Origin of the sequence: Bacillus sp. JJ1127, from assembly GCF_036965845.1 — a bacterium.
Classification (GTDB): Bacteria; Bacillota; Bacilli; order Bacillales; family Bacillaceae_G; genus Bacillus_A.
This window is the reverse complement of the sequence record NZ_JBALQK010000036.1, coordinates 1-20,976: the sequence shown is the minus strand read 5'-3', so window position 1 is coordinate 20,976 and position 20,976 is coordinate 1. Positions and strand designations below refer to the sequence as shown.

16 protein-coding genes and 1 other annotated feature are annotated in these 20,976 nt (G+C 37.8%); of the genes, 12 read left to right on the top strand and 4 right to left on the bottom strand.

The features are described from left to right. Positions 1–4: 4 nt before the first annotated feature. A complete protein-coding gene (gene spoVB, locus V7183_RS04640) occupies positions 5–1,558 on the bottom strand; it encodes a stage V sporulation protein B (protein ID WP_097897039.1) in 1,554 nt (517 codons plus the stop codon). Positions 1,559–1,777: 219 nt separating this feature from the next. On the opposite strand from spoVB, the gene V7183_RS04635 reads away from it, so the two are divergent. The 11 genes from V7183_RS04635 to aspS all read left to right on the top strand — a co-directional run bounded on the left by V7183_RS04635 (position 1,778) and on the right by aspS (position 15,874). After that, the gene (locus V7183_RS04635) at positions 1,778–2,062 is read left to right on the top strand and encodes a post-transcriptional regulator (RefSeq protein WP_097897038.1); all 285 of its coding nucleotides are present in this window, start codon (positions 1,778–1,780) and stop codon (positions 2,060–2,062) included. Between the two features lie 346 nt (positions 2,063–2,408). Continuing rightward, complete coding sequence (secDF, locus tag V7183_RS04630) at positions 2,409–4,673, top strand: protein translocase subunit SecDF (protein WP_097897037.1); 2,265 nt, start codon at positions 2,409–2,411, stop codon at positions 4,671–4,673. Positions 4,674–4,917: 244 nt separating this feature from the next. Then, on the top strand, positions 4,918–5,811 hold the full coding sequence (locus tag V7183_RS04625) for a cation diffusion facilitator family transporter (protein ID WP_097897036.1): 894 nt from the start codon (positions 4,918–4,920) through the stop codon (positions 5,809–5,811). Between the two features lie 132 nt (positions 5,812–5,943). Beyond that, entirely contained in the window at positions 5,944–8,283 is a 2,340-nt protein-coding gene (gene recJ / locus V7183_RS04620; protein ID WP_097897035.1) for a single-stranded-DNA-specific exonuclease RecJ, read from the top strand. A 47-nt stretch (positions 8,284–8,330) separates the two neighbouring features. After that, positions 8,331–8,843 carry an adenine phosphoribosyltransferase gene (locus tag V7183_RS04615; protein WP_097897034.1) on the top strand — a complete coding sequence of 171 codons (513 nt, stop codon included), beginning with the start codon at positions 8,331–8,333 and terminating at the stop codon, positions 8,841–8,843. 213 nt (positions 8,844–9,056) lie between these two features. Further along, positions 9,057–11,243 carry a GTP diphosphokinase gene (gene relA / locus V7183_RS04610; protein WP_335358842.1) on the top strand — a complete coding sequence of 729 codons (2,187 nt, stop codon included), beginning with the start codon at positions 9,057–9,059 and terminating at the stop codon, positions 11,241–11,243. 17 nt (positions 11,244–11,260) lie between these two features. Then, positions 11,261–11,701: a D-aminoacyl-tRNA deacylase gene (gene dtd / locus V7183_RS04605; protein WP_097897032.1), complete on the top strand. Its 441-nt coding sequence runs from the start codon at positions 11,261–11,263 to the stop codon at positions 11,699–11,701. Positions 11,702–11,859: 158 nt separating this feature from the next. Then, positions 11,860–12,192, top strand: coding sequence for a YrdB family protein (locus V7183_RS04600; protein WP_335358841.1), 333 nt, complete (start codon positions 11,860–11,862; stop codon positions 12,190–12,192). A gap of 89 nt (positions 12,193–12,281) precedes the next feature. Beyond that, entirely contained in the window at positions 12,282–12,458 is a 177-nt protein-coding gene (locus tag V7183_RS04595) for a hypothetical protein (protein WP_097897030.1), read from the top strand. Between the two features lie 54 nt (positions 12,459–12,512). Further along, positions 12,513–12,745: a binding site (T-box leader), on the top strand. A gap of 69 nt (positions 12,746–12,814) precedes the next feature. After that, positions 12,815–14,086 (top strand): histidine--tRNA ligase, encoded by a 1,272-nt coding sequence (gene hisS / locus V7183_RS04590; RefSeq protein ID WP_335358840.1) that lies wholly within the window; start codon positions 12,815–12,817, stop codon positions 14,084–14,086. A gap of 12 nt (positions 14,087–14,098) precedes the next feature. Next, complete coding sequence (gene aspS, locus V7183_RS04585) at positions 14,099–15,874, top strand: aspartate--tRNA ligase (protein ID WP_335358839.1); 1,776 nt, start codon at positions 14,099–14,101, stop codon at positions 15,872–15,874. Between the two features lie 146 nt (positions 15,875–16,020). Here aspS and V7183_RS04580 read toward each other — a convergent pair whose 3' ends face one another. Then, positions 16,021–17,514, bottom strand: a complete 1,494-nt coding sequence (locus V7183_RS04580; RefSeq protein ID WP_335358838.1) for a peptide MFS transporter — start codon at positions 17,512–17,514, stop codon at positions 16,021–16,023. 227 nt (positions 17,515–17,741) lie between these two features. Between V7183_RS04580 and V7183_RS04575 the strand changes: the two genes are divergently transcribed. Then, the gene (locus V7183_RS04575; protein ID WP_097897026.1) at positions 17,742–18,509 is read left to right on the top strand and encodes a tRNA threonylcarbamoyladenosine dehydratase; all 768 of its coding nucleotides are present in this window, start codon (positions 17,742–17,744) and stop codon (positions 18,507–18,509) included. A 221-nt stretch (positions 18,510–18,730) separates the two neighbouring features. On the opposite strand, the gene V7183_RS04570 is transcribed toward V7183_RS04575, so the two are convergent. Both V7183_RS04570 and V7183_RS04565 read right to left on the bottom strand, forming a co-directional pair. Continuing rightward, positions 18,731–19,381: an RsfA family transcriptional regulator gene (locus V7183_RS04570; RefSeq protein ID WP_335358837.1), complete on the bottom strand. Its 651-nt coding sequence runs from the start codon at positions 19,379–19,381 to the stop codon at positions 18,731–18,733. 37 nt (positions 19,382–19,418) lie between these two features. Then, on the bottom strand, positions 19,419–20,705 hold the full coding sequence (locus V7183_RS04565; RefSeq protein WP_097897024.1) for a replication-associated recombination protein A: 1,287 nt from the start codon (positions 20,703–20,705) through the stop codon (positions 19,419–19,421). Positions 20,706–20,976: the final 271 nt, after the last annotated feature.

Sequence of the window (20,976 nt, the reverse complement as noted above, 5' to 3'; positions counted from 1 at the left end):
GTTTTCAAGCGAACAGTTTACGAATAATCGGAATGCGTCGTAATTCTTCTTTACGAATCAGTTTAAAAATAAACAGAAGTAGAATGTAGATAGTAGTAGTTAATGTAATTTCCCATAATGTTTGTATACCGAGTGAGTGTGAAAAAACAATATACTTGTGAAGACAGAAACCAAAAGCTCCTGCGACAACAATCGCAATTCCCCCGAAAATATAATCTCTCATGTAAATTGTGAATGTAATTTTCTTTAAGACTGTAGCGTAGTGAAGAAATGTCACAGTTACAATGTTAGCGGCGATAGCGAGTGCAACGCCCATCATTTGAAACTCTGGACGTGAAGCGAGTACAAAAATAACGAGTAGTTTGACAATAGCTCCGATAAATGTGTTCATCATTGCAGCGCGTGCTAAGTTTAAAGCTTGCAAAACAGATGTAAGAGGGCTTTGGAAGTAGTGAAATAAAAAGCAAGGTGCAAGTAATTGAATGAATGAAGTTGCGCTGTCAGATCCATACATGAGAGTTAAGACAGGGGAGGCGAATACATAAAGAATGACGACCGACCAGCCTCCTGTAATTAAAGAAATACGAAGTGCCTGTTGCAGGCGGTGTTCAACTAATCGATGTTGCTTTTTTACCATCGCTTCACTAATGGATGGTACAAGTGCTGTAGAAAGAGCATATGTAATAAAAGCTGGTAGCGACAAAAGCGGAAATGCATAGCCATTTAATATACCGTACTGCTTCGTAGCAACTGAAGCGGCAACACCAGCAATGGCTAAACTTTGCATCACAACAATGGGCTCGAAAAAATAAGAAACGGAACCGATTAAACGACTTCCTGTAGTTGGAAGCGCAATTTCCATAAGTGAATGAAAAGTGTGTTTGCTTTCTTTGACAGTGCTTAGAAAATCTGTTCGTATAGAAAGATGCTTTTCACGCTGGAATAATGTGAGCAGGAATAATAAAGAAGCTACTTCACCAAGAACAGATGAGAGCATTGCACCTGCCGCTGCATATTCAACGCCGTAAGGTAAAAATAGCCGAATGCATACAGCGATAATAGTAATGCGAACCACTTGTTCCAGCACTTGAGCATAGGCACTTGGTTTCATATTTTGTTTTCCTTGGAAATAACCGCGTAAAACAGATGAAATAGCAATAACAGGAACGACAGGTAAAATAGCTATGAGTGGATAGTATGTTCTTTCATCTGTAAGTAATGTTTCAGCCAAAATAGGAGCTAGAAGCATGATAGCGATTGTTAAGATAATACTAATAACGGATGTAACAGCTAATGATACTGTTAATATTCTTTTTACTTTTTGTTTATCATTCACCGCTTCCGCCTCTGCGACGAATTTTGCAATGGCGACAGGAAGCCCGATTTGCGTTAAGGTAATTGCTAAAATGAAAGTAGGGACAGCCATCATATAAAGACCGACGCCTTCTTCTCCTACAATGCGTGCCATTACAATACGGTTGATAAACCCAAGAATTTTTGTAATAAAACCAGCTAGCATTAAAATAAATGCACCTCGCAAAAAGCTTTGTCTTGTCATGGTCTTCTCCTACCTTCTCAAAATCAATGGAATGATTTACAATAATTTATATGCACGTATGAGACAAGAATGACAAGCATTTAAGAGGACGGTTACGAAAGTGAAACTTCTGCTAAGAAGAAACGAGAGAAATGGAACTCTTAAAGGTAAGTGATTGCTGTCCATTAGAGCGGGATAAAAAGCGACTTTTCGTGCTGAAATATGAAGGAGATGTGATGTATGGTGGAAAAAGAAGAGTTGGTAGAAGCTTACCGCGGACAGTTACAAGTCGTTTTGCAAAGTAAAGTGGAGGAATTCCAAATGCTTGGTTATGACCGAGTAACGATTGACGATATTTGGAAATGTTTAAAAAATAAAAAGTGGAAAAAGATAGACAGTAATGTTAGATTACATGAACTAGTGAATGACGTACTAACATTAACTGCAAATGAGTATATGACCTATTTAACGGTTGAAGCATATCAAGAGCCACTTTGGTCATTCGAAGAATATGAAAATAAATAATCGACTGTAATTGGTTTGTTCTTCCTTTTGCAGTATAATGATAGGTATTGATAAAGAGGAGTTTATTATGTCAGAGATTTTACGTAAAGGAGGTAGGGAGCAAAACTTATAATGATATGTAGGAACATCTAGGGTGTACATCTGTAGAACCACAACCTAGATGGCTAGTGGTGAACTAGTAAAAAAACACTGGAAAATTTACAGAAAGGACGTCTACTAATTAGACAAACTCATATGTGTAGAGGAATACTTGTGAATGATAAAGCTGTAATAGCCACAGGGAATTGTCTAGCGTAAATGAATTGTAGGATTTATTTATGGTTTTAGTAGCAGAAAGAAGGTACATATGGCAAAGCGCGGTACGAGAATCGTCGCCTTTTTCCTCATCGTTTTATTAATCGGTGGAATTATTGGCGCGACAGGAAAAAACATAACAAAAGGAATTAGTCTTGGACTAGACCTTCGCGGTGGCTTTGAAATCTTGTATGAAGTAAAACCTGCGAAAAAAGGAGATAAAATCGATCATGATGCACTTGTAAGTACAGTAGGTGCCCTTAATAATCGTGTCAATGTTCTTGGTGTAAGTGAACCGAACATTCAAATCGAAGGGACAGATCGAATTCGTGTTCAGCTTGCTGGTGTGCAAGATCAGCAAAAAGCACGTGAAATTTTATCTACACAAGCAAAATTAACATTCCGTGATGTGAATGATAACCTTCTCATGGACGGAACAGATTTAAAGGGCGGCGGAGCGAAGCAAACGTTTGATGAACAAGGTCGACCAAGTGTTAGCCTTACATTGAAAAGTGCTGATAAATTCCGCGAAGTAACTGAAAAAATCTCTAAAATGCCTCCACCAACAAACTTAATGGTGATTTGGCTTGATTTTGAAGAAGGTAAAGATTCGTATAAAGCAGAAGCTGCAAAACCAAATCCAAAATTCTTATCAGCAGCAACAGTAAACCAAGTGTTTAATCAAGCTGAAGTTTCAATCGTAGGTGGAAACTTTACAGTTGAAAGTGCAAAACAACTTTCATCTTTATTAAATGCGGGTGCACTTCCTGTTGATTTAAAAGAAATGTATTCAACATCTGTTGGAGCAAAATTTGGTCAACAAGCATTGCAAGAAACGATTTTTGCTAGTGCGATCGGGATTGCTCTTATCTTCTTATTCATGCTTGTATTCTATCGTTTACCAGGGCTTGTAGCGGTCATTATGTTAGGCTTATACATTTTCGTTACATTGCTCGTCTTTAACTGGATGCATGCGGTTCTTACCTTGCCAGGTATCGCGGCATTGGTGCTCGGGGTTGGTATCGCGGTTGATGCGAATATCATCACGTATGAAAGGCTGAAGGAAGAATTACGAATTGGCAAGTCTCTCATGTCAGCGTATCGTGCTGGTAATCATCGCTCATTAGCAACGATTTTAGATGCGAACATTACGACACTTGCTGCAGCTGGTGTATTATTTGTATATGGTACAAGCTCTGTACAAGGGTTCGCAACAAGTTTAATTGTAAGTATTTTAGTTGGTTTCATTACGAACGTATTCGGTACTCGTTTCTTACTTGGATTACTTGTGAAAAGCCGTTACTTCGATAAGAAAATCTCTTATTTTGGTGTAAAACAGAAAGAAATTATTCCGTTGTCAAAAGGGGTAGAACATGCACCAACGAAATTTGATCGTATTAACTTTGTAAATATTGGTCACAAATTCTTCTTATTCTCAGTTGTAGTTGTGATTGCTGGAGCAATTATACTACCAATTTTCAAAATGAACCTTGGTATTGACTTTGCAAGCGGTACACGTATGGACTTGCAATCAAACCAAGCGATTAGTGTAGATCAAGTACAAAAAGACTTGCATGAACTGAAGATTGATGTGAAAAAAGAAGATATTGTATCAACAGGAAATGACAATAAAGGATTTGCCGTTCGTACAATTGGTGTTTTATCGAAAGATGAAATTGCAAAAGTGAAAACATTCTTCCACGATAAATATGGTACAGAGCCGAATATAAGTACGGTTTCTCCAACAATCGGGAAAGAAATCGCGCAAAACGCATTTATTGCAGTTATGATTGCCTCAGCGGTTATCGTTTTATATGTAAGTATTCGTTTCCGTTTCACATACGCACTATCTGCCGTATTAGCATTGCTGCATGATGCGTTCGTTATGATTGTTATATTCAGTATCTTCCAATTGGAAGTAGATATAACATTTATCGCTGCGGTATTAACAATCATCGGTTATTCCATCAATGACTCGATTGTTACATTTGACCGAAACCGTGAGCTATATAAACAGAAAAAACGAATTCGCGACTTAAAAGATTTAGAAGAAATCGTAAACTCAAGTATTCGTCAAACAATTGGTCGTTCCATTAATACCGTTCTAACGGTATTGCTCCCGGTTATTGCGCTGCTGATTTTTGGTAGTGAATCACTACGAAACTTCTCACTTGCATTAATGATTGGACTAGTTGTAGGTACGTATTCTTCTGTTTTCGTTGCTTCTCAAATTTGGCTAATGCTTGAAAATCGCCGTTTGAAAAAAGGTAAGGGTACGAAAAAAGGAAATGAAGGAGTATCTGAACCACAAGTATAAAATTTAGAACAGCACATATAAAAAAGATGATGCCTCTTTAGAGGCATCTCTTTTTTCGTTTGCGGATACAATAAAGTGATACTTCCTTTCACGCTTTTTGCTAAAGGGTAGTAGAACCAATCGGGAGTAAAATAAATTCTTTTGCTAAAAAACGGATCATGGAGAAACTGGAAGGAAGTGATACTTCTTCCATTATTTTTTGTTACAATATAAAGGTATTTTGAGAAAAGAAGGGATTTCGGTTATGGAAAAAGATGAACGTTTTAAACAGGCGGAGTTTGGCGCTATTGTTGGAATCGTTGGAAATATTGTATTAGCGATTGTAAAAGCGGTAATCGGCTATATTGGAAATAGTAAGGCTCTTTTAGCAGACGCAGTTCATTCAGGATCAGATGTGATTGGTTCGTTAGCTGTGCTTTTTGGATTACGAGCGGCGAAGCAGCCCCCCGATGAAGATCATCCTTATGGTCATGGAAAAGCGGAATCGATTTCAGCGATTATTGTTGCAGTATTACTATTTATTGTTGGAATTGAAATTGTAATTTCTTCCGTAAAGGCTTTTACGCAAGAGCTTGAACCGCCAAAGGGAATTACAATTTTTGCGGTTATTCTTTCTATCGTTGTGAAAGAGGGAATGTTTCGGTATAAGTATCAATTAGGCAAACGGATCAACAGTGATGCAATTATTGCAAATGCATATGAGCACCGTTCAGATGTGTTTTCTTCAATTGCAGCTTTAATCGGGATTTGTGCAGCTATTATTGGAAATAAACTTGGTTTAGATTGGCTTGTGTACGCCGATCCAGTTGCAGGATTATTTGTTTCATTACTTGTTGTGAAAATGGCGTGGAGTATTGGAGGCGAAGCAATCCATACAACGCTTGATCACGTTCTTCACGAAGAAGATGTCATTCCGCTAAGAGAAGCAGTCCTTCAAGTAGAGGGTGTTAAAAAAATTGGGTCCCTATATGCGCGTGAGCATGGTCATTATGTTATTGTCGATATTAAAGTGTCTGTTGACCCATATATTACAGTGGAAGAAGGACATCGCATTGGAAAACATGTTAAAGAAGTGTTAATGAAGCAAGATAATGTCCAAAATGTTTTTGTACATATTAATCCGTATTCTCCTGATTGATATGGAGCGGTTCCTGTAAAAAAGTAAATATTCATCTAATTATGGAGATATTCAATCGTAGCTAACAGAGCGTGTATTATATTGTCACCCCTTAATCTGTCTTGTATAATGGACAGGTTAAGGGGTGATTTCGTGTTACAACCGAAGACGCGTTGGAAAGAAAAGTCGTATAATGAGGAAATGGTGAGTGAATTAGCAAGTAAATTGCAATTATCACCACTTGTTATTTCGTTATTCCTCGGTAGAGGTTTAGATACAGAAGATAAGATTGTGGATTTTTTAAATACAGAAGGGCAAGAATTTCACGATCCATTTTTACTTAAAGGGATGGACTGTACAGTAGAACGTGTAAGGAAAGCCATTCAAAATGGAGAGCAGATTTTAATATTTGGCGATTATGATGCGGACGGAGTAAGTAGTACGACTGTGTTATTCCTTGCTCTTCAAGAATTAGGTGCAGATGTAGAGTTTTATATTCCAAACCGCTTTACGGAAGGATATGGACCAAATGAAGAGGCCTTTCGCTGGGCGCACCGCGCAGGCTTCTCGTTAATTATTACGGTCGATACAGGTATTGCAGCGGTGCATGAAGCACAGGTGGCAAAGGAACTTGGAATGGATCTTATTATTACAGATCATCATGAGCCACCACCAGAACTTCCAGAAGCGCTTGCGATTATTCATCCGAAGTTAGAAGGCGGTGTTTATCCGTTTCATTATTTAGCGGGTGTTGGTGTTGCGTTTAAAGTAGCGCATGCACTACTTGGACGTGTACCAGAGCATTTATTAGAAATTGCAGTGATTGGTACGGTAGCTGATTTAGTATCACTTCATGGTGAGAATAGATTGCTTGTGCAACGTGGACTGAAACAAATGCGAATGACAAAAAATATTGGCTTAAAGGCGTTATTTAAAGTAGCCAACGTTTCACAAAGTGAAATTACAGAAGAAAGCATTGGTTTCTCTATAGCACCCCGTATTAATGCGATTGGACGCTTAGAAGATGCAGCGCCGGCAGTTCATCTTTTATTATCGGAAGATCCTGAAGAAGCGAAAGAGCTTGCTGAAGAAATTGATGAACTTAATAAACTTCGAAAAGATATTGTAAAGCAAATTACAGAAGAGGCTATTGCTGAAGTAGAAAATAATTTCCCACCAGAGGAAAATAAAGTGTTAGTCCTTGCGAAAGAAGGATGGAATCCAGGCGTAATTGGTATTGTGGCCTCTAAATTAGTAGAGCGTTTTTACCGTCCAACAATCGTATTATGCATTGATCCTGAGAAGCAAACAGCAAAAGGATCTGCTCGTAGTATTGCGGGATTTGATTTGTTTGCAAATTTATCGGATTGTAGAGAATTGTTACCTCATTTTGGGGGGCATCCGATGGCGGCAGGGATGACGCTTCATATGAATGATGTGGATGAACTACGCCGCCGTTTAAATGAACAGGCAGAGGCTATTTTAACGGCAGAAGACTTTGTTCCGATTACAACGGTTGATGCGATTTGTAAGGTCGAAGATGTAACGCTTGCGGCAATTGAAGAAATGCAAAAGCTAGCGCCGTTTGGTGTTGGAAATCCTAAGCCGCGTATCGCAGTGAGAGATGCAGAGTTAGAAAGTATTCGTGCGATCGGATCCGATAGCTCTCATTTGAAAATGGCACTTCGTGACGGACAGGCAACGCTAGATACGATTGGATTTGGTTTCGGTGCCTATGCGAAAGAGATTTCTCCACTTGCTACCGTTTCTGTTGTAGGTGAAGCATCGATTAATGAATGGAATAATTTCAAAAAACCGCAATTGATGATTCAAGATATTGCAGTAGAGGCATGGCAATTATTTGATTGGCGCAGCATGCGTAATGTGGAAGCAAACCTAGCAGAGCTTCCAAAAGATAAAGTAACAATGGTATATTTTTCTGAAGAGGTATTGAATAAATTTTCTTTAGAAGTGTATAAAGAACAATTGGTGCACGCATCAGAAGTAACAAATCTAGATGATCAGTATATTGTTTTATTGGATTTACCAACGGGAACAGAGGAATTACGCGAGTTATTTAAGGCGGGATTCCCGGCGCGAATTTACACGCTGTTTTACCAAGAAAATAATCATTTATTTAGTACGGTCCCAACAAGAGACCACTTTAAATGGTATTATTCCTTTTTACATCAAAAAGCACCTTTTTCTTTAAGACAATATGGAGAACAACTATGTCGTCATAAAGGTTGGTCAAAAGATACAGTAAATTTTATGACACAGGTGTTTTTTGAGCTAGAATTTGTTACAATAAAAGACGGTGTCATTTTTATGGCAGAGAAAATGCAAAAGCGTGATTTAATTGAATCGAACACATATCGTGAGAAAATGAACCACTTGCAACTAGAGAAAGAATTGGTTTATAGCACATATCAACAACTATATACATGGTTTGAAACGATTCGTAATCATAAAGAAGTAGAGCAGTTAAGGTAAAGGATTTGTATTTACAGACCTTTTATATCTGAGGAGGATTCAGAAATATGGATTTCAAGCAACATATCGCAATTGTACCAGATTATCCAAAAGAAGGTATTGTGTTTAAAGATATCACACCTTTAATGAACGATGGGAAAGCATACAAAGCAGCAACAGATGAAATCGTTGCTTATGCAAAAGAAAGAAACATCGACCTTGTAGTAGGACCAGAAGCACGTGGTTTTATTATTGGTTGCCCAGTTTCTTATGCGTTAGAAGTAGGATTTGCACCAGTTCGTAAATTAGGTAAATTACCACGTGAAGTAATTAAAGTAGACTATGGTAAAGAGTATGGAAAAGACGTTTTAACAATCCATAAAGATGCAATTAAACCAGGTCAACGTGTACTAATTACAGATGATTTATTAGCTACAGGTGGAACAATTGAAGCGACAATTAAGCTAGTTGAAGAACTTGGCGGAGTTGTAGCAGGGATTGCATTCTTAGTGGAACTTACTTACTTAGACGGTCGTAAAGTGTTAGACGGTTACGATGTATTAGTACTAGAACAATATTAATTATTATATAGGTAAAACTACGGTGATAGAAAAAGTACCCGTGAATCTCTTAGAGAGGAGCGGGTACTTTTGTATAATTGTATGAAAAATCATGGTAAATATCTGTAAAATCTTTTCCTTTTCACAATTCACAATCATTAGGTTATAATGATAGAATAAAAATTATTCTAATTAATAAGGAAACAGTATTAATTTTTAATAAAAGGTGATTCGATGGCAAATGAGCAAGTACTAACAGCTGAACAGGTACTCGAGAAAGCGGGACAATATTTAGCGGATGATGATATTGAGTTGGTGGCACGTGCCTATGAATATGCACGTGATGCACATAGTGAACAGTATAGAAAATCGGGCGAACCATATATTATTCATCCGATTCAAGTTGCAGGTATTTTAGTTGATTTACACATGGATCCATCTACAGTGTCAGCAGGTTTTTTGCATGATGTAGTAGAAGATACCGAAGTTACACTAGAAGATATTGAACGGGAATTTAATAAAGAAATTGCTATGCTTGTTGATGGGGTTACAAAACTTGGGAAAATTAAATACAAGTCTCATGAACAGCAGCAAGCAGAAAACCATCGCAAAATGTTTATTGCAATGGCTCAGGATATTCGGGTTATTTTAATTAAACTAGCCGATCGTCTTCATAACATGCGTACGCTTAAGCATTTGCCTCAAGAAAAACAGCGCCGTATTGCAAATGAAACGTTAGAGATTTTTGCGCCTTTAGCTCATAGACTCGGAATTAATACTATTAAATGGGAGCTAGAGGATACATCACTTCGTTATTTAAATCCGCAGCAATATTATCGCATTGTTAATTTAATGAAGCGAAAACGTGCGGAGCGTGAAGAATATTTAGACGAAGTAATGACGGGCATTCGTGAGAAATTAAAAGAAGTGTCCATTCAACCTGATATTTCAGGAAGACCGAAACATATTTATAGTATTTATCGTAAAATGGCGCTTCAAAATAAACAATTTAATGAAATTTATGATTTGTTAGCTGTGCGTGTTGTTGTGAATAGTATTAAAGATTGTTATGCGGTGTTAGGAATTATTCATACGTGCTGGAAACCAATGCCAGGTCGTTTTAAAGATTATATTGCGATGCCAAAAGCAAATCTATATCAATCGCTTCATACAACAGTAATTGGGCCAAAGGGCGATCCGCTTGAAGTGCAAATTCGCACGAAAGAAATGCACGAAATCGCAGAATTCGGGATTGCGGCGCACTGGGCTTATAAAGAAGGAAAAGCAGCAGAAACAACAGGTACATTAGAGAAGAAGTTAACATGGTTCCGTCAAATATTAGAATGGCAAAATGAAGCTTCTAATGCGGAAGAATTTATGGAGTCATTAAAAATTGATTTATTCTCTGATATGGTATTTGTCTTTACGCCAAAAGGAGATGTCATGGAATTACCACTTGGTTCGGTACCGATTGATTTTGCATACCGCGTCCATTCGGAAATTGGAAACAAAACGATTGGTGCAAAAGTGAATGGCAAAATGGTGACGCTTGATTACAAATTAAAAACAGGTGATATCATTGAAATTTTAACATCTAAACATTCATACGGACCAAGTCAGGACTGGGTAAAACTTGCTCAAACCTCTCATGCAAAGAATAAAATTCGTCAATTTTTCAAAAAGCAACGCCGAGATGAGAATATTGAAAAAGGCCGTGAACTTGTTGAGAAAGAAGTGCGAAGTTTAGAATATGAGATGAAAGAAGTATTAGCAAGTGATAATTTAAAACGAGTGGCTGAGAAATACAATTTTGCAAACGAAGAAGATATGTTTGCTGCAGTCGGATATAACGGTATTACGGCTGCACAAATTGTAACGCGTCTAACGGACAAGTTCCGCAAGCAGCGTGAAGAAGAACAAGATATTGTAGAAGTGAAAGAAGTTCGTAAACCAATGAAAATCCGGAAATGGGATTCTGGTGTAAAAGTGAGTGGTGCTGATAATTTGTTAATCCGCTTATCAAAATGCTGTAACCCAGTTCCAGGTGATGATATTATTGGATATATTACGAAAGGACGCGGTGTATCCATTCACCGTCGTGACTGCGTCAATGTGCATACAGAAGAAGCTAAGGAGCGTTTATTAGAGGTAGAGTGGGAAGGTAGCACAGAAAAAGAGATTGAATACAATGTTGATATTGAAATCTCTGGATACGATCGCCGTGGTTTATTGAATGAAGTTCTGCAAGCTGTTACAGAAACGAAAACGTATATTTCAGCTGTTTCAGGTAGAAGTGATCGTAATAAAATGGCGACGATTAATATGTCTATCTCCATTCGCAATTTACACCATTTGAAGAAAGTGGTAGAACGTATTAAGCGAGTTCCAGAAATTTATGCCGTACGCCGCATGATGCATTAATAGGGAGTGTATAAGATATGAGAGTTGTCTTACAACGATCAAAGGAAGCGTCTGTTACAATAGATGGTGAGATTGTAGGACAAATTCCGTTCGGTTTAACATTGCTAGTTGGCATTACGCATGAAGATACAGAAAAAGATGCAACGTACATTGCTGAAAAAGTTGCAAATTTACGTATTTTTGAAGATGAGAATGGAAAGATGAACCATTCTGTACTGGATATGAAGGGACAAGTTCTTTCTATTTCGCAATTCACATTATATGGAGATTGTCGTAAAGGGAGACGTCCGAACTTTATGGATGCTGCGAAACCAGACTACGCAGAGCGTTTGTATGATTTCTTCAATGAAGAACTTCGTAGACAAGGACTGCACGTAGAAACGGGACAATTCGGAGCAATGATGGATGTTTCTTTAATTAACGATGGTCCGGTGACCTTAATTTTAGAAAGTAAATAATAGTGGTGGAAGAGAGAGGATTATGAGATCCTCTCTTTTTTTATAAGTCTTATAAAAGGTATATTTTGTTAATTTGTAATATAATTGTACTGAAAATAATGAAAATATAAAAAGGGAACTGAAGGGAAGGGGAATCTGAAATAGGAGGCCAATTTATTATGTTTCAAGAATTGAATATAGCCCTGCGTTTCGTATTAGAGTTATGTATTCTTGGGATTATTGGATACTGGGGATTTCGTGTAGGAAAAATACCGGCTATGAAAATTACACTTACCATCACACTTCCAGTTATTGTTGCTGTTATATGGGGGCTATTCGGAGCGCCTAATGCAGAATGGGAGGTACAAGGAACCTTACATGTATTGTTAGAAATTCTCGTTTTTGGATTAGGTGTTATGGCGTTATATCATTTAAGGCACTACGCTCTTGCAAGTGTATTAGCAGTTGTTATTATTATGAACCGTATTCTTATGTTCATTTGGGACCAGTAGTTTTCTAGCCTTGTATCTGTGTATAACTACCTTATCAATATGGAACAATAGAAGTAAAAACATCCATATTGAATGTGAGGGATATACGTATGCGCATGAACGAAAAAGGGCACTCTGTTATGAACGGTGCCAATCAATTATTTAATGTGAATTTTCATGAGTTTATTGCAAAAGAACAAAACAATACTTCGATGGAGCTTGCTTCTGAATTTGGTATTTCATTACAAGATGTAAAACGCTTAAAGAAGCAGATGGAACGCTCCTAGGGCACTTGACAATCGCTGTGAACAAACGTATAGTAATTTTATATTTACATATGAAGAGAACCGATGATAGAGAAGAGTAAATGAGACACACATGGAAAGAGAAGAAATGTCTAAGGCTGAAAACATTTCTACATGATGACTGATTGAAGGACACTCTGTAGGTTTCAACTTGAAAGGCTTATATGCTTAGTAGAGATTGAACGCAAATTTAAGCGTTATTAAAAAAGTGGAAGCATATGTGCTTCAAATTAGGGTGGCACCACGGGTATAATACTCTCGTCCCTACTGGATAATCAGTAGAGGCGGGAGTTTTTTTATTTTTATTAAGATTAAAATAATTTGAGGAGGAACTGAATATGTCTATTCAAATTCCACGCGGAACGCAAGATATTCTTCCAGGTAGTGTTGAGTTATGGCAGTATATTGAAGGGCAAGCACGCGAAATTTGCCGTCGTTACAACTATAAAGAAATTCGCACACCAATTTTTGAACACACAGAGCTATTTTTACGCGGTGTTGGTGATACAACGGATATCGTTCAAAAAGAAATGTACTCATTCCAGGATCGTGGTGAGCGTAACTTAACACTGCGTCCAGAAGGTACAGCACCTGTTGTACGTTCTTATGTTGAAAATAAAATGTTCGGTGATGCAACGCAGCCGACGAAACTATACTATATCGGTCAAATGTTCCGTTACGAAAGACCACAAGCAGGTCGTTATCGTCAGTTTGTGCAATTCGGTATTGAAGCGATTGGTAGTAATGATCCAGCAATCGATGCAGAAGTAATTGCACTTGCTGTAGAATTTTACCGCGGCATGGGCTTAAAAAATATTAAAGTTGTACTGAACAGCTTAGGTGATGCAGCGAGCCGTCAAGCGCATCGTGATGCACTAATCGCTCACTTTGAGCCTCGCATTGGCGAGTTCTGCTCTGACTGTCAATCTCGTTTAGAAAAGAACCCACTTCGTATTTTAGACTGTAAAAAAGATCGTGACCATGAATTAATGAGCACAGCACCATCTATTACAGAGTACTTAAACGAAGAATCAGCAGCATACTACGAAAAAGTACAAGAGTTACTAACGATGATGGGCGTTCCATTTGAAAAGGATCCAAATTTAGTACGTGGTTTAGACTACTATCAGCACACTGTTTTTGAAATTATGAGTGAAGCAGAAGGTTTCGGTGCAATTACAACATTAAGTGGTGGCGGTCGTTATAACGGACTTGTACAAGAAATCGGTGGTCCAGAAATGCCTGGTATCGGTTTTGCGATGAGTATCGAGCGTTTAATCATGGCACTAAAAGCTGAAAATATTGAGTTACCAATTGAGCATAACATTGATTGCTATATTGTAGCACTTGGTGACAAAGCGAAAGATCATGCTGCAAAAGTTGCATTTGATCTTCGCAAAGCTGGATTATCAGTTGAAAAAGATTATTTAGATCGCAAAATGAAAGCACAATTTAAATCCGCAGATCGTCTAAAGGCAAAATATGTAGCTGTATTAGGTGAAGATGAGTTAGATAAAGGCATCATTAACTTAAAAGATATGGCAACAGGTGAGCAAGAGGAAGTAGCATTAGATGTATTTGCTTCATATGTAGCAGAGAAATTAATATAGGGGGAACTAACAATGGCTGAAAGAACACATGCGTGTGGAAAAGTAATAGTAGAAGCAGCTGGACAAACAGTTCAATTAAAAGGTTGGGTACAAAAACGCCGTGACTTAGGTGGACTAATTTTCATCGATTTACGTGACCGTACAGGTATCGTGCAAGTTGTATTTAACCCAGAAACATCAAAAGAAGCACTAGAAGTAGCAGAAACAATTCGTAGTGAATACGTATTACACGTAGAAGGTACAGTTGTTGAACGTGCAGAAGGTGCGATTAACGATAATATGGCAACTGGCCGCATTGAAGTACAGGCAACGAAAGTAAATGTATTAAATGCAGCGAAAACAACGCCAATTATTATTGCTGATGATACAGATGCATCAGAAGATGTTCGTTTAAAATATCGTTATTTAGATTTACGTCGTCCTGTTATGTACAACACATTTAAAATGCGTCACGACGTAACAAAAACAATTCGTAACTTCTTAGATTCAGAAGAGTTCTTAGAGGTTGAAACACCAATTTTAACGAAGAGCACACCAGAAGGCGCACGTGACTATTTAGTACCAAGCCGTGTGCACGACGGTGAATTTTATGCATTGCCTCAATCCCCGCAGCTATTTAAACAGCTTCTTATGGTCGGTGGATTTGAGCGTTACTATCAAGTAGCACGTTGTTTCCGTGATGAAGATTTACGTGCAGACCGTCAACCAGAATTCACACAAATCGACATTGAGGCTTCATTCTTAACACAAGAAGAAATTTTAGATATGATGGAGCGCATGATGACGAAAGTTATGAAGGATGCGAAAGGTGTAGAAATTAACGCACCATTCCCTCGTATGACATACGCTGATGCAATGGCTCGCTACGGTTCTGATAAGCCAGATACGCGCTTTGCGATGGAGCTTACTGACCTATCTGAATTCGCAGCAGGATGTGGATTCAAAGTATTTACAAGCGCTGTAGAGAGCGGTGGACAAGTAAAAGCAATTAATGCAAAAGGTGCGGCAGGTAAATATTCTCGTAAAGACATCGACGCATTAACTGAATTCGTAAAAGTATACGGAGCAAAAGGTTTGGCTTGGTTAAAAGTTGAAGAAGATGGCTTAAAAGGACCGATTGCGAAATTCTTCGGCGAAGAAGATGCAAATGTACTAATGAGTACATTAGATGGGGCTGCTGGAGACTTATTACTATTCGTTGCGGATAAGAAGAGTGTCGTTGCAGATAGCTTAGGTGCACTTCGTTTACGATTAGGGAAAGAGCTTGAATTAATTGATGAAAGCAAATTTAACTTCTTATGGGTAACTGATTGGCCACTTCTTGAGTACGATGAAGATGCTGATCGTTACTTCGCAGCGCACCATCCATTCACAATGCCGTTCCGTGAAGATGTTGAGTTATTAGAAACAGCACCAGAAAAAGCGCGTGCACAAGCATACGATCTTGTATTAAACGGTTATGAGCTTGGCGGTGGCTCACTTCGTATTTATGAGCGTGATGTACAAGAAAAAATGTTCAAAGCACTTGGATTCTCACAAGAAGAAGCACAAGAGCAATTTGGATTCTTATTAGAAGCGTTCGAATATGGTACACCACCACACGGCGGAATTGCATTAGGTTTAGACCGTCTTGTAATGTTACTTGCAGGTCGTACAAACCTTCGCGATACAATCGCATTTCCTAAAACGGCAAGTGCAAGCTGTTTACTAACAGATGCGCCAAGCTCAGTTGCAGGAGCGCAGCTTGAAGAACTTAACTTACAGTTAAACGTGAAAGAAGAGAAGTAAGAACGGAGCCTAGATGGTTATACTAAAGCCATCTAGGCTTCTTTTTTAGGGTAGTGTTTTTAAATTTCATGGTATATAGTAAGTTTACAAAGGTAAAAATAAAAAAGCTGGTGCAATACCAGCTTTTCGTTTTGATCAAATGGATATTAGTGAAGCCCTTTCATGAAGCTTTGAATTTTTGTTGATAGCATAAATAATATTATACTTAATACGATAGATATAGCTCCAATAACTCCAAAGTAAATAATTTCTGTTGCAGGATTGTATAGTTTTACAACCTGTGCATTTATAGCTTGTGCGGATGCAGTAGATAAAAACCATAAACTTATTGTTTGTGCTGAAAACGCAGCTGGAGCTAATTTTGTTGTTATTGATAATCCGGCAGGTGATAAACAAACTTCCCCAATTACTATTAACAAAAAGCTAAGAACTAACCAGATAGGACTTACTAGAGAATCTGTACCGTTAATATACGCAGGAATAATCATAATCAAGAATGATAATCCAGCAAAAAGTAATCCGATAGCAAATTTATTTGTAGTAGAAGGTTGGCGTGTATTAAGTTTTACCCAAACCCATGCAAATAATGGTGCGAGTATTACTATAAATATAGGACTCAATGATTGAAACCATGCAGATTGTATTTTGAATCCAGCAAATTGTAACTGGGTCCGTTGATCAGCATAGGTAGCTAAAATAATTGCACCTTGCTCTTGTATAGCCCAAAACATTGTAGCTGCAATAAATAACGGTATATAAGCAAGAAGGCGAGAGCGTTCAACCTTTGTAGTTTTTGGACTACGGTACATATAAATGAAGTAGCAAGTAGGAATAATAATTCCTAAGATACTTATTAAAAAAGTAAAACGATTAATAGTTAATAACCCAGTGGGTATTGTAACAGCACATAAGAATACTATAACAAGTATGCTTATGCTAAATTGTTTAAGTGTTTTCTTTCGTTCAATATTTGTTAAAGGGTTTGGTATTTGTGTACCAGCTAAACCAAGAGTCTTCTTTTTCGTAAACACAAATATTGATAAGCCTACCATCATACCAACTGCCGCAATTCCAAAACCAAGATGGAAATTATATTGTTGACCTAATGTACCAACAACAAGAGGAGCTACAAGAGCACCTAGATTAATGCCCATATAGAAAATGCTAAACCCGGAGTCTCGACGTGTGTCTGATTCACTATATAAATTTCCAACAATACTAGAGATGTTTGGTTTTAATAATCCTGTTCCAAGTATTAAAAATACCATCGATATAAATAAAGTAGTAATACTACCTGGCAGTGATAGAATAAGGTGACCAACCATAATTAAAATGCCGCCCCAAAAAACAGTTTTACTTGAACCAAGTAGACGATCAGAGACCCAACCACCAATAATACTGGACATATATAATAGGGATCCATAAATCGCCATAATCGAGGTGGCAGTAGCTTGATCAATCCCTAATCCGCCTTTTGCAATGGAATAATACATATAGTAAAGTAATATGGCCCTCATTCCATAATAAGAAAATCTTTCCCAAAATTCCGTAAAGAATAAAGTGAATAAACCTTTAGGATGTCCAAAAAAACCTTTTTGTGGAATACTCTCAATAATTTCGTTTTTTTCTTTCCGATCCATAATGTTATCTCCTTAATATATTTAGATATTATTTCAGTATAACTTAAGGGTTTTGATTTTAAAACAAATTTTTAAGTTTACTTCATCTAGTCATAGAACGATTCGGATTCCTTTCTTATGCTTTTGGAATATTTATTTTTAGGAATTCTACAACTTTTTCTATACAAATAGTCGGAAAAACGCTAGAATACATGGTAGGCCATTTTTGTAATAGGAGTGTAGAACGCATGTTACATCAATTTTCGCGTAATGAATTAGCCTTCGGAAAAGAAGGTCTTGAAATATTAAAAAATAGTACAGTGGGTATTTTAGGAATTGGCGGCGTAGGCTCATTTGCAGCAGAAGCGTTAGCGCGTTCTGGTGTAGGACGCCTTGTATTAGTTGATAAAGACGTTGTCGATATTACAAACGTGAACCGTCAAATCCATGCATTACTTTCTACTGTAGGTCGTTCAAAAGTAGAACTAATGAAAGAGCGTATTGCTGATATTAATCCAGACTGCGAAGTTATCGCATTAGAAATGTTTTATACAGATGAAACATACGAAGAGTTCTTTAAGTATGGTTTAGATTTCGTAGTGGATGCATCTGATACAATTACATTCAAAATTCATTTAATTAAACAATGTTTACGACGTAAAATTAAAATTATCTCAAGTATGGGTGCAGCAAATAAAATGGACCCAACTCGTTTCCGTATTGCGGATATTTCTAAAACGCACACAGACCCAATTGCGAAAGTGATTCGTACGAAGCTTCGTAAAGAAGGTATTAAAAAAGGTGTGAAAGTTGTTTTCTCTGATGAAAACCCAATCGTAATTCGCGAAGAGGTTCGTAAAGAAATCGTGCCAGACGAAAATGCAAAAATTCGTAAAGCGAAATTACCACCTTCCTCAAATGCATTTGTACCATCTGTTGCAGGGTTAATTATGGCGAGTCACGTTGTACGTGAGCGCTTGAAGCATGTAGAAGTGAAGCGTGTAGGACAAGAATAAAGAAACAAAAAAAGCGTATGTTCCGTGGGGATATACGCTTTTTAATTTGTATAAAAAAATGGAGTTCATCCGATTTGTATGAGTGATTTCTTTTTAAGTTTCTAATTGCAAAAAATCCTACAATTAATACGAGAACTTTGAGTGGAATTTTGAAAATTGTCAATGAAAGAAAAGATAATCTCTCCTTTCAAATCGTATCTTTTTGCTAGGTGGGGCGTATTTCAATTTTCAGCCGTATAAATAATATCTAAATTTCCGTTCTGATCTGTTTTGAAAATAGGTGCAATTTGTTCTTCTGGGTGATTTGCTAAAACAAGCTTCCGTGCACGGTCCATAATTCTAACAAGCATTGCATAATCTTCTTCGATTGTTTGTTGCTTTTTCGTTAACGTTGCTAATTTTATTTCTAGTTCATCATTCGTCTTTTGTAATGAAGTGAGTTTAACCTGCAATGATTTATTTTCAGTTTGTAAATTTGTTAGATGGGAACTATGCTGATTTAAGTTTTGTAAGAATGAGATGACATCTTGTATTGTAAGAGAGTGTTTACTAGAAATAAGGTCTTCGGAAAATTCAGCATCAATTACGATTTTCTCTTTTTGTTTCGACTTTAATAGTTGTTCTTTTTCTATATTTGCTTCAGAACGTTTTAACTCTTTTCTTTGCTTCTTAGCAAGCTGTACAGCATCCTCGTAATTTGGTCTTACTTCGGCATTCCAGCGGAACCCACAAGCGGCAGAAGTACGGTTTAATTTGTCGCCAACTTCCTCAAATGCTTTCAGCTGAGTACTTCCGCTGCGAATATGCCGTAAAACGGTTTCTGCTAAAAGGAGATCGTCTTCTCTTGTCCATGCATCTTGGCGTGTTTTCATAAGCGAAACCTCCATTATCATGTCGTTTTCGCTTAGATTACCCTTTTGGTTTGCTTTTATGCGAACTTTGCAATCTTTCATATACAGTTGAGAGTGCCTGCTCGAATTTTCCGGTCGTTTTCGGTTTATAATATTGTTTGTTTTTTATTTTATCTGGTAAGTATTGTTGCTGTACCCAGCCGTTTGGATAATCGTGTGGATATAAGTATTCAGTGCCTCTACCTAATGATTCAGCCCCTTTATAGTGACTATCTTTCAAGTGATTTGGGACATCGCCTGTTTGTCCGTTCCGTAAGTCGTGAAGTGCTGCATCAAGCGCCTTGTACGCTGAATTTGATTTTGGAGAGAGACAAAGTTCGATAACTGCATTGGCAAGTGGAATCCGAGCTTCTGGGAATCCGACGCGTTCCGCCGATTCAATCGCAGCAAGTGTACGTGGTCCGGCTTGCGGACTAGCAAGCCCGATATCTTCATACGCCATAATAAGAAGACGTCTCCCAATACTTTGTAAGTCACCAGCTTCAATAAGGCGGGCTAAATAATGAAGTGCAGCGTTTACATCGCTTCCGCGCACTGATTTTTGAAAGGCAGATAGTACGTCATAATGCGCATCACCGCCTTTATCGTGAACAAAGCTTTTTTTCTGCAAACATTCTTCTGCAATGTCTAATGTGATTTCTGCCTCCTGATCGTCTGTTGTAAAGCTAGATAAAACAGCAAGTTCAAGTGCATTATAAGCAGAACGCATATCTCCGCCAGAGGCATTTGCAAAGTGACGCAGTGCTTCATCTGTAACAGTTACATGATATTCTCCAAGACCTTTTTCTTTATCTACAAGGGCTCGTTTTAAGCCAATTAAAATTTCATCTTCTGTTAGTGTATGTAGTTCAAAGATTTGGCATCGACTACGGATGGCAGAGTTGATCGCATGGAATGGATTGCTCGTTGTTGCGCCAATTAAGGTAAGAAGACCGCTTTCTAAATGTGGTAAGAGGAAGTCTTGCTTAGCTTTATCTAAGCGATGGACCTCATCTAAAATTAAAACAAGGTGGCGGTGCATCTTGGCTTCTTGTACGACCACTTCCATATCTTTTTTATTATGCGTAACAGCATTTAATAGACGAAATGGCGTTCCTGTACTGCCAGCAATTGCACTAGCAATCGATGTTTTTCCTGTACCTGGGGGACCGTATAAAATCATCGATTGGAAATGGTTTGCTTGGACCATTCGCCATAAAATTTTCCCTTCACCAACTAAATGCTGTTGTCCAATGATGTCTTGAATAGTTGTTGGACGCATTCGATGTGCGAGTGGTTGTTTCATTTTGACCGTCTCCCTTAGTATATAATCTCAGTCTATCGTATCATCTTTTTCATAAAAAATTGAAATATGATGCTGTTTTATGTAAGGAATGAAAATGAAGATTTTCATTCTTTCCTTAATTGTAATAATTCCCGAGTGTTTCAATGTGATTTTACCCCGCTATTCGCGGGCAGTAATATTCCCACCTTAAACCTCAGGGAAAGCTAAGAAATTAGGTGGGAGATAAACTGCCCGTAAAAGCCCGATTGGTAAGGGCTAATAATCAGCGGGG

What these genes read in the sequence shown, in the direction of transcription:
- V7183_RS04600 (WP_335358841.1), top strand. Translation starts at nt 11,860, where the DNA reads ATGTTTCAAGAATTGAATATAGCCCTGCGTTTCGTATTAGAGTTATGT.
- V7183_RS04615 (WP_097897034.1), top strand. Translation starts at nt 8,331, where the DNA reads ATGGATTTCAAGCAACATATCGCAATTGTACCAGATTATCCAAAAGAA.
- V7183_RS04575 (WP_097897026.1), top strand. Translation starts at nt 17,742, where the DNA reads ATGTTACATCAATTTTCGCGTAATGAATTAGCCTTCGGAAAAGAAGGT.
- aspS (WP_335358839.1), top strand. Translation starts at nt 14,099, where the DNA reads ATGGCTGAAAGAACACATGCGTGTGGAAAAGTAATAGTAGAAGCAGCT.
- hisS (WP_335358840.1), top strand. Translation starts at nt 12,815, where the DNA reads ATGTCTATTCAAATTCCACGCGGAACGCAAGATATTCTTCCAGGTAGT.
- V7183_RS04570 (WP_335358837.1), bottom strand. Translation starts at nt 19,381, where the DNA reads ATGAAAACACGCCAAGATGCATGGACAAGAGAAGACGATCTCCTTTTA.
- secDF (WP_097897037.1), top strand. Translation starts at nt 2,409, where the DNA reads ATGGCAAAGCGCGGTACGAGAATCGTCGCCTTTTTCCTCATCGTTTTA.
- V7183_RS04625 (WP_097897036.1), top strand. Translation starts at nt 4,918, where the DNA reads ATGGAAAAAGATGAACGTTTTAAACAGGCGGAGTTTGGCGCTATTGTT.
- V7183_RS04595 (WP_097897030.1), top strand. Translation starts at nt 12,282, where the DNA reads ATGCGCATGAACGAAAAAGGGCACTCTGTTATGAACGGTGCCAATCAA.
- V7183_RS04565 (WP_097897024.1), bottom strand. Translation starts at nt 20,705, where the DNA reads ATGAAACAACCACTCGCACATCGAATGCGTCCAACAACTATTCAAGAC.
- dtd (WP_097897032.1), top strand. Translation starts at nt 11,261, where the DNA reads ATGAGAGTTGTCTTACAACGATCAAAGGAAGCGTCTGTTACAATAGAT.
- V7183_RS04635 (WP_097897038.1), top strand. Translation starts at nt 1,778, where the DNA reads ATGGTGGAAAAAGAAGAGTTGGTAGAAGCTTACCGCGGACAGTTACAA.
- V7183_RS04580 (WP_335358838.1), bottom strand. Translation starts at nt 17,514, where the DNA reads ATGGATCGGAAAGAAAAAAACGAAATTATTGAGAGTATTCCACAAAAA.
- spoVB (WP_097897039.1), bottom strand. Translation starts at nt 1,558, where the DNA reads ATGACAAGACAAAGCTTTTTGCGAGGTGCATTTATTTTAATGCTAGCT.
- relA (WP_335358842.1), top strand. Translation starts at nt 9,057, where the DNA reads ATGGCAAATGAGCAAGTACTAACAGCTGAACAGGTACTCGAGAAAGCG.